The organism is Lolliginicoccus lacisalsi (assembly GCF_014841105.1).
Classification (GTDB): domain Bacteria; phylum Actinomycetota; class Actinomycetes; order Mycobacteriales; family Mycobacteriaceae; genus Lolliginicoccus; species Lolliginicoccus lacisalsi.
The window spans coordinates 648,347-662,241 of record NZ_JACYWE010000001.1 but is presented as its reverse complement, the minus strand read 5'-3'; the positions used below and the strand labels follow the sequence as shown (position 1 = coordinate 662,241).

At 70.8% G+C, this 13,895-nt stretch carries 15 protein-coding genes; 11 read left to right on the top strand and 4 right to left on the bottom strand.

The genetic code is table 11. The features are described from left to right. The first annotated feature begins 16 nt into the window (after positions 1–16). From cobO to HT102_RS03050, 5 genes are all read left to right on the top strand, one after another. Positions 17–637 (top strand): cob(I)yrinic acid a,c-diamide adenosyltransferase, encoded by a 621-nt coding sequence (gene cobO / locus HT102_RS03070; RefSeq protein WP_192037899.1) that lies wholly within the window; start codon positions 17–19, stop codon positions 635–637. Next, the gene (locus HT102_RS03065) at positions 634–2,028 is read left to right on the top strand and encodes a cobyrinate a,c-diamide synthase (RefSeq protein ID WP_408611296.1); all 1,395 of its coding nucleotides are present in this window, start codon (positions 634–636) and stop codon (positions 2,026–2,028) included. The genes cobO and HT102_RS03065 overlap by 4 nt, the downstream gene beginning before the upstream one ends. Then, positions 2,025–2,540 carry a cobalamin biosynthesis protein gene (locus HT102_RS03060; protein WP_192037898.1) on the top strand — a complete coding sequence of 172 codons (516 nt, stop codon included), beginning with the start codon at positions 2,025–2,027 and terminating at the stop codon, positions 2,538–2,540. The genes HT102_RS03065 and HT102_RS03060 overlap by 4 nt, the downstream gene beginning before the upstream one ends. A gap of 58 nt (positions 2,541–2,598) precedes the next feature. Next, positions 2,599–3,849 carry a uroporphyrinogen-III C-methyltransferase gene (cobA, locus tag HT102_RS03055; protein WP_192037897.1) on the top strand — a complete coding sequence of 417 codons (1,251 nt, stop codon included), beginning with the start codon at positions 2,599–2,601 and terminating at the stop codon, positions 3,847–3,849. A gap of 107 nt (positions 3,850–3,956) precedes the next feature. Then, positions 3,957–5,501 (top strand): DHA2 family efflux MFS transporter permease subunit, encoded by a 1,545-nt coding sequence (locus tag HT102_RS03050; protein ID WP_192038036.1) that lies wholly within the window; start codon positions 3,957–3,959, stop codon positions 5,499–5,501. On the opposite strand, the gene HT102_RS03045 is transcribed toward HT102_RS03050, so the two are convergent. Beyond that, positions 5,498–6,472, bottom strand: a complete 975-nt coding sequence (locus tag HT102_RS03045; protein WP_333473252.1) for an arsenic resistance protein — start codon at positions 6,470–6,472, stop codon at positions 5,498–5,500. The genes HT102_RS03050 and HT102_RS03045 overlap by 4 nt on opposite strands. A gap of 31 nt (positions 6,473–6,503) precedes the next feature. Next, positions 6,504–7,244, bottom strand: coding sequence for a YaaA family protein (locus HT102_RS03040; protein ID WP_192038035.1), 741 nt, complete (start codon positions 7,242–7,244; stop codon positions 6,504–6,506). Positions 7,245–7,326: 82 nt separating this feature from the next. Between HT102_RS03040 and HT102_RS03035 the strand changes: the two genes are divergently transcribed. Then, positions 7,327–9,072 carry a proline--tRNA ligase gene (locus tag HT102_RS03035; RefSeq protein WP_192037896.1) on the top strand — a complete coding sequence of 582 codons (1,746 nt, stop codon included), beginning with the start codon at positions 7,327–7,329 and terminating at the stop codon, positions 9,070–9,072. A 78-nt stretch (positions 9,073–9,150) separates the two neighbouring features. Beyond that, positions 9,151–9,885, top strand: a complete 735-nt coding sequence (locus HT102_RS03030; protein ID WP_192037895.1) for an O-methyltransferase — start codon at positions 9,151–9,153, stop codon at positions 9,883–9,885. Here the strand turns inward: HT102_RS03030 and HT102_RS03025 are convergent. Both HT102_RS03025 and HT102_RS03020 read right to left on the bottom strand, forming a co-directional pair. Further along, entirely contained in the window at positions 9,849–10,355 is a 507-nt protein-coding gene (locus tag HT102_RS03025) for a ferritin-like domain-containing protein (RefSeq protein WP_192037894.1), read from the bottom strand. The two genes, HT102_RS03030 and HT102_RS03025, sit on opposite strands and share 37 nt — an antisense overlap. Continuing rightward, complete coding sequence (locus HT102_RS03020; RefSeq protein ID WP_192037893.1) at positions 10,355–10,921, bottom strand: hypothetical protein; 567 nt, start codon at positions 10,919–10,921, stop codon at positions 10,355–10,357. Before HT102_RS03020 ends, HT102_RS03025 begins: the two co-directional genes overlap by 1 nt. A gap of 92 nt (positions 10,922–11,013) precedes the next feature. Between HT102_RS03020 and rimP the strand changes: the two genes are divergently transcribed. The 4 genes from rimP to HT102_RS03000 all read left to right on the top strand — a co-directional run. Further along, positions 11,014–11,562: a ribosome maturation factor RimP gene (rimP, locus tag HT102_RS03015; RefSeq protein WP_192037892.1), complete on the top strand. Its 549-nt coding sequence runs from the start codon at positions 11,014–11,016 to the stop codon at positions 11,560–11,562. Continuing rightward, the gene (nusA, locus tag HT102_RS03010; RefSeq protein WP_192037891.1) at positions 11,559–12,560 is read left to right on the top strand and encodes a transcription termination factor NusA; all 1,002 of its coding nucleotides are present in this window, start codon (positions 11,559–11,561) and stop codon (positions 12,558–12,560) included. Before rimP ends, nusA begins: the two co-directional genes overlap by 4 nt. Before the next feature lie 159 nt (positions 12,561–12,719). Then, positions 12,720–13,076: a YlxR family protein gene (locus HT102_RS03005; RefSeq protein ID WP_333473264.1), complete on the top strand. Its 357-nt coding sequence runs from the start codon at positions 12,720–12,722 to the stop codon at positions 13,074–13,076. A 132-nt stretch (positions 13,077–13,208) separates the two neighbouring features. Next, on the top strand, positions 13,209–13,895 hold a 687-nt coding region (locus tag HT102_RS03000), incomplete at its 3' end, for a translation initiation factor IF-2 N-terminal domain-containing protein (RefSeq protein WP_192037890.1).

The window sequence follows — 13,895 nt, the reverse complement described above, 5'->3', positions numbered from 1 at the left end:
GGAGGAAGGGAACACGATGCCCAAGGGCGTACCGGAGCGGGGCTCGATCCCCGACGATGGCCTGACTACCCGGCAGCGCCGCCAGCAACCGGTGCTCGCCATCCACACCGGCACGGGAAAGGGCAAGTCCACCGCCGCCTTCGGCATGGCGATGCGGGCCTGGAACCAGGGCTTCGATATCGGTGTCTTCCAGTTCGTCAAGAGCGCCAAGTGGCGGGTGGGCGAGGAGACCGCGCTGCGGGCGCTCGGCGACGCCCACCTCGCCAGTGGCATCGGCGGCCCCGTCGAGTGGCACAAGATGGGCGAGGGCTGGTCGTGGATCCGCAAGCATGGGGATGATGCGGATCATGCAGAGGCAGCGCGCGAGGGCTGGGCGGAGATCGCCCGCCGGCTTGCCAGCGAGCGGCACCGCTTCTACCTGCTCGATGAGTTCACCTATCCGCTCAAGTGGGGCTGGATCGAAGTCAGCGAGGTGGTCGAGGCATTGCGCGCGCGGCCCGGCAACCAGCATGTGGTCATCACCGGGCGCGACGCGCCCCCGGAGCTCATCGCCGCCGCCGACCTGGTCACGGAGATGACCAAGATCAAGCACCCCATGGACGCGGGGCGCAAGGGCCAGAGGGGCATCGAGTGGTGACAGTTCCGGCCGTGGTGCTTGCCGCCCCTGCCTCGGGAAGCGGCAAGACGACACTGGCCACCGGGATCATGGGCGCGCTCACGGATAGCGGCGCGCGGGTCGCCCCGTTCAAGGTGGGCCCCGACTACATCGACCCCGGCTACCACGGCCTCGCTACGGGGCGGGTCGGCCGGAACCTCGACGCTGTCCTTGCCCGCCCGGAGCTGATCGGCCCCCTCTACCAGCATGGTTCGCGCGGGTGTGACATCGCGATCATCGAGGGGGTCATGGGCCTCTTCGACGGCCGCATCGGCAGCGGCGAGCCCGCGACCGGCTCCACGGCGCACATCGCCGCGCTGCTCGGGGCGCCCGTGGTGCTCGTGGTGGATGTCCGGGGGCATAGCCAGAGCCTGGCCGCGCTGCTGCATGGCTTCGCCACGTTCGATCCGCGGGTGCGGATCGCCGGGGTGATCCTCAACCAGGTCGGCAGCGAGCGGCACGCGGAGGTCCTGCGGGAGGCGTGCGACCGGGCCGGGATGCCCGTGCTGGGGTGCGTGCCGCGGCTGGATGCCGCGACGGTCCGTTCCCGCCACCTCGGGCTGGTCACCGCGCGGGAAGGCGGCGCGGGCGCCATCGCCGCGCGGGATGCCATGGTCGCGCTGGCACGCGAGCACATCGATCTCGGCGCGATCCGCGTTCTCGCCCGGGCGAGCACCCGCGATGAGGCCTGGGATCCCTCGGCGGCCATCGCGCCAGCCCTCACCGGGCCAGCACCAGCATCCGCGCGGATAGCGGTGGCGGCGGGGCCGGCGTTCAGCTTCGTCTACGCCGAGCAGGACGAGTTGCTGCGGGCCGCGGGGGCCGAGCTCGTGCGCTTCGATCCGCTGACCGACCCCCTGCCGGCTGACTCCACGGCCCTGATCCTGCCCGGGGGGTTTCCCGAGGAGCACGCGGGCGCGCTCGCGGAGAACACGGTGGTGCGCGCGCAGATCCGGGACGCCATCGAGCGGGGCATGCCCGTGCACGCGGAATGCGCGGGACTGGTCTATCTCGCTCGCGATCTCGACGGGCACGAGATGGTGGGCGCGCTCGACCTGCGCGCTCGGTTCGGGAATCGGCTCGTCCTCGGATACCGGGACGCGATCGCCCTCGCCCCGTCGGCGTCGTTCGAGGCCGGGGAGCGCATCACCGGGCACGAGTTCCACCGCACCAGCATCGATGCCGGCCCAGCCGCGGCCACAGCAGGGCATGCCGCCTGGGGCTGGCGCGCCCACGACGGCACCGCGGCGCGCGAGGGCCTGGTCCATCGCGGGGTGCACGCTTCCTACCTGCATACCCATCCCGTGGCGCGGCCCGCGGCGGTGGCGCGGTTCGTCCAGCGGGCCGCCGCGAGGGCGGGGGCGGCGGCGTGATCGTGACCGCGGGGCTGGGGATCTCCTCCCGGGCAAGCCATCTCGACGTGCTGGACATGCTGGCCGAGCTCGCGCGGGCAGCCGGGGTCCTGACGTTCGTGGGGGTGGGGACGCTGGAGAGCAAGTCCGCGGTGCCCGCGCTCGTGCGTGGGGTGGAGTCGTTCGCGCCGATCCGCATCGAGGGGTTCGCGCCCGCCGAGCTCACCGTGATCCCGGTCGAGGCGCCAAGCCGTCGGCTCGAGGCCACGGTGGGCACAGGGAGCGTGGCGGAGGCCGCGGCGATCTGCGCGGCACAGCGGCTGACCAGGGCGGCGCGTCGTGCCGAGGACGGGCCTGTGCCGCGCCCGGCACCGGTGCGCGGCGGGCCCGTGCCGGGCGCCGCCGCGGCGATCGACATGCTGGTGCCCAAGCTCGTGGGGCGGTTTGTCACGGGCGCGGTGGCGCGGGCCACGTGGGCCGACTGCCCGCAGGGCGGCCAGGCCATTGGTGCCGCCGGCATGGCCAGGTACTAGGCTTTGGCAGGTTCGCCGCCGCCGGCGCGGGTGGCACAGTGAGTGAGGAGCAGCAACGGTGAGCGATAGCACGTCGGAGGGCCGCGAGCACGCGTCCGTCCAGGCCCCCTACCTGGCAGGGCTCGATCTCGCCGGCCGCAAGGTCGTCGTGGTCGGCGGCGGGTCGGTCGCCCAGCGCAGGCTGCCGCTGCTGGTCGCATCGGGCGCGCTCGTGGAGGTAGTGACGATCGCGGCCACCGCGGCGGTCGAGGGCATGGCCGCCAGCGGGCAGATCCAGCTCGAGCTGCGCGCCTACCAGCCTGGCGACCTCTCCGGCGCGTGGTACGCGATCGCCTGCACCGATGACCCGGAGACCAATGCCGCCATCGTCGCCGAGGCCGAGTCGCAGCGCGTGTTCTGCGTGCGCGCGGACGTGGCGCGAAAGGGCACCGCGGTCACTCCCGCGTCGATGGCCTATGACGGGCTGACCGTCGGGGTCATCGCGGGCGGGGATCACCGGCGATCGGCCGCCATCCGCAACGCCATCCGTGATGCCCTGCAGACTGGCGCGGTCGATGATCACGATGCCCGCTCGAGCTCCTATACGGGCGTGGCGCTCGTCGGAGGGGGGCCCGGCGACCCGGACTTGATCACGGTGCGCGGCCGCCGCTTGCTCGCGCATGCCGACGTCGTCGTGGCCGACCGGCTCGCCCCGCCCGAGCTGCTCGCGGAGCTCGCCCCGTCGGTGGAGGTCATCGATGCATCGAAGATCCCCTACGGCAGGTCGATGGCCCAGGAGGCGATCAACGACACCCTCATCGATCGTGCCCGCGCCGGCAAGTTCGTGGTGCGCCTGAAGGGCGGGGACCCCTACCTGTTCGGCCGCGGATTCGAGGAGCTCCTCGCGTGCGTGGAGGCCGGGGTGCCCGTGACGATGGTCCCGGGGATCTCCTCGGCGTTCGCCGTGCCCGCCGCGGCGGGGGTGCCGATCACCCATCGCGGGGTAGCGCACGAGGTCGTGATCGTCAGCGGACATGTTGCGCCCGGCCATCCCCAGTCGCTGACGGACTGGTCGGCGCTCGCCCGGCTGCGGGGCACAATCGTGCTGCTGATGGGGGTCGAGCGCATCGAGCAGTTCGCGGGCGCGCTGCTCGAGGGCGGGCGGGAGCCCGCGACGCCCGTGACGGTCGTGCAGGAGGGAACCACGCGGGGGCAGCGGATCGTGCGCAGCGACCTCGCGAACGTTGCGGCAGCGGTGGCCGAGAACGGGATCCGCCCGCCCGCGATCATCGTGTTTGGCGATGTGGCGGGAATCGCACCGGGCATTTGATGAAACGAATTACGTATTGGTTGACGATAGGTAACGAAAGGTTCGATTGACGACGCAAAGGAGCGCGGACCGTGAGCATCGACATCGACGCGAGCAGTAAGCACGCGATGGCTAGCGACGGGCCGGGCTCACGATCGGTCGACCAGGAATCCGCGACACCAGCGGGATCGGGCGGAGGAACAACGCACGTGGCCCAAGACGGTGCAGCGACTCGGGTCCTCGGATGGGCCATCGTCGTGCTCAGCGCTCTGCAATTGATGGTGGTCCTCGACGGCACCGTCGTCAATCTCGCTCTCGCCCGCTTGCAGAACGATCTCGCCCTCACCGACAGTGGCCGGACCTGGGTCATCACGAGCTATGCGCTCGCGTTCGGCGGCCTGATGCTGCTCGGCGGCCGCCTCGGCGACACGTTCGGCCGCAAGCGCATGTTCATGGCTGGTGTTGCCGCGTTCACCACGGCCTCGCTCATCGCTGGCCTCGCCACCACCGACATGGTGCTCATCCTCGCCCGTGTCCTCCAGGGCGCCGGGGCCGCAGTGGCCTCGCCCACCGCGTTCGCGCTGGTCGCCACTACCTTCGCCGCCGGTCCCGTGCGCAACCAGGCGTTCGCGATCTTTGCCATGATGACCGCGCTCGGCTCCGTATCCGGCCTCTTGCTCGGCGGTGTGCTCACCGAGATCTCGTGGCGCTGGATCTTCCTCGTCAACATCCCCGTCGGCCTGCTCATCCTCGTCATGGCCCGCACCGCGCTGCCGGAGTCGCAGGGCCCGCGCCGCAGCCTCGATGTGCCCGGCGCGGTGCTCGGCACCCTCGGCGCGACAGCCCTCGTCTATGGGCTGACCCAGGGCGCCGAGGCCGGCTGGGACCACGCCAGCGTCATCGTTGCCCTCTCGGTCGGGCTCGTGCTGCTCGGCGTGTTCCTCCTCGTAGAGCGCGGTGCCGAGAATCCCCTGCTGCCCTTTGTGCTCTTCCGCGACCGCGACCGCGTCGTCACGTTCGCCGCGATCGCCATCGCGGGCTCCATCACCATGTGCATGGCAGTGTTCGTGGCCCTGTTCGTCCAGGAGATCATCGGCTTCAGCCCGCTGGAGGCGGGGCTGTCCTTCTTGCCGTTCGCCGTGGCGCTCGGCATCGCCGCGCAAGCCTCGGCGACTCTCGCGGTGCGCTACCAGCCTCGCTGGCTCGTTGCCTCGGGCGGCGTCCTCATGGCCGTCGGGCTCGGGCTCGCTTCCCGCATGGACGAGCAATCCACCTACGCCGCGAACCTGCTTCCGGCGATCGTCATCGTCGGCGCGGGCGTGGGCATGGCCGTGGTGCCGCTGACGTTGTGCGCCGTGGCCGGGGTCCCCTCGAGCGAGATCGGCCCGCTCACCGCGATCGCCCTGGTCGCGCAGACCCTCGGCGGCGCGCTGGGCCTCGCAGTGGTCGGCGCGATCGCCACCTCGCGCACCCTGTACCTCGGCGGCATCAGCGGGCCCGTCGACGAGATGACCGCCAACCAGGTCACTGCCCTCGGCGATGGCTACATGTTCGCGATCGGCACCACGGCCGGCCTCGCCGTGCTGCTGACCCTCCTCGTTGGCCTGTGGATGCGCTTCACCCCGCGGCAGGTCGCGCAGGCGCGTGCGGCCCAGGACGCGGCCACCCTCTAGCCACGGGCTCGCTCCGGCCGCCCAGCGAACAGGACACGGGGCACCCACCACAGGTAGAAGACCATCCCGAGCAGCTCGACGAGCGACTGGGTGACGATCACGACCGCCACGATCTCGCCGCCCGGCAGGGCCAGCGCCACCGGCAGCACCACGAACGAGTTCCTCGTCCCCATGCTGAACGCCAGGGTGCGCCCCTGCTCGACGGGCAGCCTTGCCACTCGTGCCAGGCCCCGGGCGAGCAGCGAGGCCACGACGAGATAGGCGGCGAACACGGGTACCAGCACGGGCAGCAGGTGCACCACCTCGCCGACAGCATGGACCTGCGCTCCCGCTACGAGGAGCACGACGACCGCCAGCAAGGGGATGGGCAACCATGCGAGGCGGTCGCGCGCCCTGGCCCGGCCTGGCCGGGACTCGAACCAGCGCTCCGAGGCGATCGCCGCTGCCAGCGGCACGAGCACCACCGCGAGCGCTGGCAGCACATCGGGTGGGCTCATTGTCGCGGCCAGGCCCGGTCCCAGGATGATCCACAGGTACAGCGGCAGCAGCAGCAATTGCAGCACAAGGTTCAGCGGTGTCGCGGCGATCGCGCGCGGCACATCGCCCTGGCCGAGCTGGGTGAAAGCGATGAACCAATCCGTGCACGGCACGAGCAGCACGAGAAGTACCCCGAGCCGGATCGCGGGGTCGGCCGGCACGAGCTGCAGCAGCCCCCATGCCAGCGCCGGAACCAGGAGGAAGTTGCCGATGAGGACCGTAGCCACGAAGCGACGATCCCGCAGCGCATCGCGAACATGCAGCAGCGGCACCTGGGTGAACGTCACGTAGAGCAACAGCACGAGGAACGGCCAGATCAGCGCCTCGAAGTACCCCCCGGCGCGCGGCCACGTGCTTCCAGCGAGCAGGCCCAGCGCGATCGCGGCGAGGTATATCCAGGCTTGCCGGCGCTCCAGGGCCAGCCGGTCCACCACGAGCCACTTTCCCCGAGCACGATCCACGCCTCTAGACGACCAGCGTCACAGCGTGCTCGCCCGAGACCTCCGCGCGCATGCCCTGGCTGGTCGCTATCCGCGCGATGCCATGCGCGTCAGCGGGCTCCCGCGAGGCCACCGCGAGCGCCCTCGCCAGCAGGCCCTTGTAGTGCTTGTTGAAATGGCTCACCACCGTGCGGGATCCATCCGGACGCTCGCTCATCACGGTCACCGAGATCGCGCCCGGCACCGGCCCGAGCGCCGCATAGCCACCCGAGCGGAGATCGACGACGAGCCCCCGGCCCAGCCCCGCGATCTCCTCGCCGAGCACGGGCCGCCACAAGGCGCGCAGCGTGGGCTCGCCCGGGATCCGGGAGGCTGCGGAGAGCTTGTAGTAGGGGATCGGATCAGCAGCACCCACCGCGCCAAGCAGGGCAGACCCGATCATCAGGCGCTCCTCCGCGCGGCCTCGCTCGGACAACGACATCGCTCCCGCGTCGAGAGCATCAAAGAGCACCCCGGTGTAGCGCTCCAGCGCGGGCATCGTGGGGCTAGACCACAGCGCCGCGTTGCGTGCCACATCGTCGAGCTGCGTCGGTCCGAGCTTCAGTGCCGCCGCGCATTCCTCCGGTCTCGCGGCCAGCGCGACCACGGCATCGGCGATGTGCTGGCGGATCGGGCCGAGGGCGGGCAGCGCGAGCCTCGCGAGGTCGAGCGGGGCGCCGGGGCCGTCGAGGGACTTGGTCTCCGAGGGCGGGAGGATGATCAGCACGCAATACACCCTATCGGTGATGCGCGGCACGAGGGCCCCGCCAGGTGCGACGACCGTGATGGGCACGATAGTGTTGCATGCCGTGATCACCCGACTTTCTCATCTGTTCCTCCGCACGCTGCGCGAGGATCCCGCTGACGCCGAGGTCCCGAGCCACAAGCTGCTCGTTCGCGCCGGATACATCCGGCGCGTCGCCCCGGGCATCTATTCCTGGCTGCCGCTGGGCCTGCGGGTGCTGCGCGAGGTCGAGCGCGTGGTGCGGGAGGAGATGGACGCGATCGGCGCGCAGGAGATCTCGTTGCCCGCGCTGATCCCGCGGGAGCCCTACGAGGCCACCGGGCGCTGGACCGAGTACGGCGATGGGCTGTTCCGCCTCAAGGACCGCAAGAACGCCGACTATCTCCTCGGCCCCACCCATGAGGAGCTCTTCGCCCTCACCGTCAAGGGCGAGTACAGCTCGTACAAGGATCTGCCCGTCATCCTGTACCAGGTGCAGAACAAGTACCGCGACGAGGAGCGCCCGCGCGCGGGCATCCTGCGTGGCCGCGAGTTCATCATGAAGGATTCCTACTCCTTCGACGTCACCGATGAGGGGCTCGCGGAGTCCTACCAGCGGCATCGTGCCGCCTACCAGCGCATCTTCGACCGGCTCGGCCTGCGGTACGTCATCGTCACCGCGACGTCCGGCGCGATGGGCGGTAGCGCCTCCGAGGAGTTCCTCGCCGAGAGCACCATCGGTGAGGACACCTACGTCCGCAGCCCCGAGACCGGCTACGCCGCCAACGTCGAGGCCGTCACCACCCCGGCGCCCGAGCCCTTGCCGATCGACGGCCTCCCCGAGGCGACGGTGTTCGACACCCCCGGCACTCCCACCATCGCGACGCTCGTCGATTGGGCCAACTCGCGCGAGGAGGTGGTCGAGCGCCTGGGGCGCCCCGTCACCGCCGCCGACACCCTCAAGAACGTCCTCGTCAAGACCCGTTTGCCGGGCAAGGAGTGGGAGCTGCTCGCCGTGGGTATTCCCGGTGACCGCGACGTCGACGAGAAGCGCCTCGAGGCGTCGCTCGCGCCGGCCGAGTTCGCCATGCTCGACGACACCGACTTCGCCGCGCGGCCATTCCTGGTGAAGGGCTACATCGGGCCGCGGGCCCTGCGGGACAACAAGGTCCGGTATCTCCTCGACCCCCGGGTCGTGCCGGGCACGCGGTGGATCACCGGCGCCGACGCCCCCGGCAAACACGTCGTGGACCTTGTCGCTGGCCGGGACTTCGAGGCCGACGGCACCATCGAGGCCGCCGAGGTCCGTGATGGTGATCCCTCGCCCGACGGCGAGGGCACGCTGGTCGCGGCGCGCGGCATCGAGATCGGGCACATCTTCCAGCTCGGTCGCAAGTACACCAACGCTTTTGATCTCGACGTGCTCGACGTCAACGGCAAGCCCGCGCGCGTCACCATGGGCTCCTACGGCATCGGCGTCTCGCGCCTCGTGGCCGTCATCGCCGAGCAGATGCACGACGACAAGGGCCTGCGCTGGCCCGCCGAGGCCACGCCAGCCGATGTGCACGTGGTGATCGCCAACAAGGACGAGCAAGCCCGGACGGGTGCCGAGTCGATCGCCGCGCAGCTCGATGACGCGGGGCTGCGGGTCATCCTCGACGACCGCAAGGCATCGCCCGGTGTCAAGTTCAAGGACGCCGAGCTGATCGGCGTCCCCACCATCGTCGTGGTGGGCCGCGGCTGGGCGAACGGCGTGGTGGAGATCCGCGACCGCGTCACTGGCGAGGCTCGCGAGGTGCCCGCCGGTACCGTGGTCGAGGAACTGGCCTGACCGAAGAAGCATTATCCCCGCACCTTGGTTGCCTGCGCCCAGGTGCGGGGATGCCCGTCCACAAGGCATGATCGGCATATGGTGTCCGCGAACCACCCCTTGGGCCTGCCCGCCGATGTCGACGCTGTCGAGCACTTGATAACCGAGCTCGTCGTCACGCCCGATGAGCGCGCCGAGCACGCTGCCCGTCGAGCGATGGATGCGGGCCTGCCCCCGATCGAGGTCGCGCCGAACCACGGCAAGCTGCTTCACCTGCTCGTGGCCATGAGCGGTGCCCGCCGCGTGCTCGAGATCGGCACCCTCGCCGGCTACAGCACCATCTGGATGGCATCCGCGCTGCCACCGGGCGGCAAGCTGGTCACCATCGACAACGAGCCACGCCACGCCAGGATCGCCGCCGAGAACATCGCGGAGGCTGGCCTCAGCGATGCCGTGGACCTACGCATCGGCGACGCGACGACCATCCTCGAGGAGCTAGCGCGATCGGCGCCGACCGCTGATTCGTTCGACTTCGTGTTCATCGACGCGGACAAGGAGAACATCCCCGAGTACCTCCGCCTCGCGCTCTCGCTCTGCGGCGACGGCGCGGTCGTGGTGCTCGACAACGCGGTGTGGCACGGTGCCATCGTCGACGCCGCGGACCACGCGGCACAGGGCATCCGCGCGGGCCTCGAGCTCCTCGGTTCCGAGCCCCGGTTCGATGCCACCGTCATCCAGACAGTCGGCACGAAGGGCTGGGATGGCTTCGCGATCGCCCGCGTCCGCTCCGCCCGGCGTCAGGGCGAGCCGGGAAATGGCTCCGTGGCGGGCTGATCGCCCAGCGCGATCCTCCAGGAGGCCGCGGTCCGCGCGCACTCGGACAGCGCATCGATGGCAGCCTCCCGCACGGTCCGCGCGGTGGCGCGCACGATCACCGCGTGCCACGCCCTCGCGCAATCATCCTCGATGATGGCCGCGACCCGGAGCGCGGACGCCGAGGAATCGATGTCCGCGGGAGGCTCGTAGGCCGGGGCAGCGATCACCGGGGCCATTCCGCGGGTGGCCAGCAGCTCGGCCACCGCATCACGGCGAGCCCGGTGGACCGCCAGCGCGGCACCCACGCCCGCCCTCGCCGACGCGTCAGCGAACGCCTGGAGCATGCCATAGACGTACACCGCCGCATGCTCGCGGTCGAGGGCCCGGGCGAGCGCCGAGGCCTCGTCGAGGCTGGCCGGATCATTGCCCGGCCCGGGGCTGCCATGGGAGTCCCGGGCGTGGGGCCCGAGAGGGCGCAAGGGCGGCATCACGCACCTCCGAGAAGCTCGAGATGGGCCGCGCACGAGGCGCTGACCGAGGCCAGCAGGCCCGACCGGTGGCCGATCGCCCGGATGGCGGCCCGCCGCGTGGCCTCCACGGATTCCGCCAGCGCCGCGCGCACCTCATCGAGCCCCGCGGGGCTGCCCGGCATCAGCGCCGGAAGCTCGGCGAGCACCGCCTCCCGCTCCGCGTCGACGCTCGCCGGCGGCTCAGTGATGCTCCGGCCCGCCGCTCGCGCGATCTCGGTGCGCAGTGCTGCGGCGTGCTCCACGCGCTGCGCGGCCACGATCCCTAGTTCCTCGGCGCGATCGGGGGATGTCGCGGCGGCCGACCGGGCCAGGGCGGCATCCCGGGCCGCGGCCCCCGCATGCCGGTCGAGCATGTCCTCATCCGTCACCGAGGATCGCGGCGCGGTGGGAGCGGCACAGCCGACGAGGGCGAGCGTCGCGCCCGCGGCCACCGTTGCAGGCGGGACAGCGGCGAGCCACTGCCGTCGTGTCATGGACCTGCCGGGAATGCCCTCGGGGCGCGCGTGCGAGTTCACACCGGTCATCCTGCCATCCCTGGCGCGCTAAGCTAGAGCCTCGCGCGGCCACAGACGGCCGCGCGCTGCACCGCCGCGCAATCGAGATGAAGGGTTTGTTCATGCCAGTGCCATCCCGGGAAGACCTGGCCCGGATCGTGTCCCCCCTCGCGCGGGACCATGGCTGCGATCTCGAGGAGGTACGGGTCTCGCCAGCCGGCAACCGCAGCATGGTCACCGTGGTAGTCGATGCTGATCAGCCACCCGTGCTCGACGAGCTCGCTGGCCTGAGCCGCGAGGTGTCCGAGGCCTTCGACGCCGCTGATGTGTTCGGCGAGCTCGCCTACGTCCTGGAGATCACCTCTCCCGGAGTGGATCGCCCACTGACCCTGCCGCGCCACTGGCGGCGCGCACGTGGTCGGCTCGTGAAGGTGCGGGCGGCCGGCCGCTCCATCGAGGCGCGCGTTGGCGCTCTCGTCGGCGACGAGGACGACCCAGATGGCGTGATGCTCGTGGTCAGTGGCCCGGATGGACCCACCGCGCACGTGCTTGACCTCTCCGAGGTGTCCAGCGCGGGGGTGCAGGTGGAATTCTCGGCTCCGGATGCGCGGGCCGTCGCGCTCGCGCTCGGGGAAGCCGGGAGCACGAGCAATGAGGAGTCCCACAAGTGAACATTGATATCGCGGCATTGCGGGCGATCGAGAGCGACAAGGACATTCCTGTCGATACCGTGATCGAGGCCATCGAGAGCGCGCTGCTCACGGCCTACCGCCATACCGAGGGGCATCAGCCACACGCCCGGATCGATATCGACCGCAAGTCCGGCAAGGTCGCCGTGATGGCGTACGAGGAGGACGAGAACGGCAACCTCGTCGCGGAATGGGACGATACGCCCGAGGGGTTCGGGCGCGTCGCGGCGACCACGGCTCGACAGGTCATCCTGCAGCGCCTCCGTGATGCCGAGAACGATCGGACCTTCGGCGAGGTCTCCACGCACGAGGGCGAGATCGTGGGCGGCGTTGTCCAGCGCGATGCGCGGGCGAACGCGCGCGGCATGGTGATCGTCCGCATCGGCAGCGACCTCTCCACCACCGAGGGCGTCCTACCCACCGCGGAGCAGGTGCCGGGCGAGCGCTACGAGCACGGCGACCGGCTGAAGTGCTACGTCGTGGGAGTGGCCCGCGGCATGCGTGGCACCCAGATCACCCTCTCGCGCACCCATCCGAACCTGGTGCGCAAGCTCTTCGCGCTCGAGGTGCCCGAGATCGCCGATGGATCCGTGGAGATCGTCGCGGTCGCGCGCGAGGCAGGCCACCGCTCCAAGATCGCGGTCACGTCACACATCGCCGGGCTCAATGCCAAGGGCGCGTGCATCGGCACGATGGGCCAGCGGGTGCGCAACGTCATGAGCGAGCTCGGCCAGGAGAAGATCGACATCGTGGACTACGACGAGGATCCCGCGCGCTTCGTCGCCAATGCCCTCTCGCCGTCGCGGGTGCTGTCGGTCTCGGTCGTGGATCTCGCGACCCGCTCGGCCCGCGTGGTCGTGCCGGACTACCAGCTATCGCTGGCCATCGGCAAGGAGGGTCAGAATGCCAGGCTCGCGGCGCGCCTGACGGGCTGGCGCATCGATATCCGCAGCGACGCCGCTGCCGGTGATGACGCGTAGCTCGTGCTTGGCATCGACCCTGCGCGCTGCGGCGCTACCAGCACCGCGGCGGGGGAGGGCTAACGCCGGTGGCCCGCCGAACGATTCGCATTTAACGTATCGCGCATATAGCGCTACAATTGTGGGTGGTTCAACGTGAGCGACAGTTCGATCTTCCCGATGCCACTTCGCCCGGCCCACATGCCGGTGCGGACTTGCGTGGGTTGTCGGCGCCGCGCGTTCGCTGCTGATCTGTTGAGGATCGTGGCTCGGCAGGGCGATGAGCATCGCGCTTGCCTGGTCCCGGATCCACGCCGGGTCTTGCCTGGTCGGGGAGCATGGTTGCATCCCACCGCGCAATGCCTGGACAAGGCAGTCAAGCGGCGCGCGCTCGGGAAGGCTCTGCGGCGGCCGGGAAACGTGGACACCACGGAGCTTGATCGTTATGTACGGGATTCACCGCCACCCACGGGTGGTCGGCGGCCGACCTCAATGATCGGGCCCCGGGGCAGCGCCACCGGCAGTGATGAACCATGACAGCGCGACCTGCGAGAAGGGTAGGCACGAGCACACATGAGCAAGCAATGAAGTTCCCGCGATGAACAATCATCCGCGATAACCCGAGGTCGTGCGGCCTGTCACCGCTCGGCCTCATCAGTGAGGAGAGCAGTGCCAGGCAAGATCCGCGTGCACGAGCTAGCAAAAGAGCTCAGCGCATCAGGCCAGACGGTCACGAGCAAGGAGCTCTTGACCACGCTTAAGGAGCAAGGCGAGTTCGTCAAGTCAGCTTCTTCGACCGTCGAGGCCCCCGTAGCCCGCAGGATCCGCGAGCAGTATGCTTCCGGTTCCGGCGAGCGCAAGTCCGCCCAGGAAAAGCCCACCCAAGCGAAGCCTGCCCCCGGCAAGCCCGGAGCCCCCGCGGGCCCGCGCAAGGGAGGCCCCAAGCCCGGGCCAGCCCGGGCCGCAGCGCCGAAGCCCGGCGCTCCCCGCCCCGCGCCGGAGGCCACCGCGCCCCCGGTTCCATCCAGCGCCCCGCGTCCCGCAGAGCCCACGGCCCCGGCCGCGAGCGCGCCCGCGGAAAGCAAGCCCGCGGAGAGCAAGCCCGCCGAAGGCGCCACGGCCCCGAAGCCCGGCGCGCCCAAGCCCGCCATGCCGCGCCGCCCCGAGGCCCAGGAAGGCCCCGGACCGAGCGCTGCCGCGCCCGCAGGACCCCGCACCGGTGCCCCCAAGCCCGGCCAGCGTGCACCACGGGTAGGCAACAACCCCTTCAGCGCGCCCACCGACGCGCCCGCTGCTCGCCAGGCGCCCGCGCCCGGACGACCGGCGGCTCCGCGTCCCGGTGGCGCGCCCGGTCGC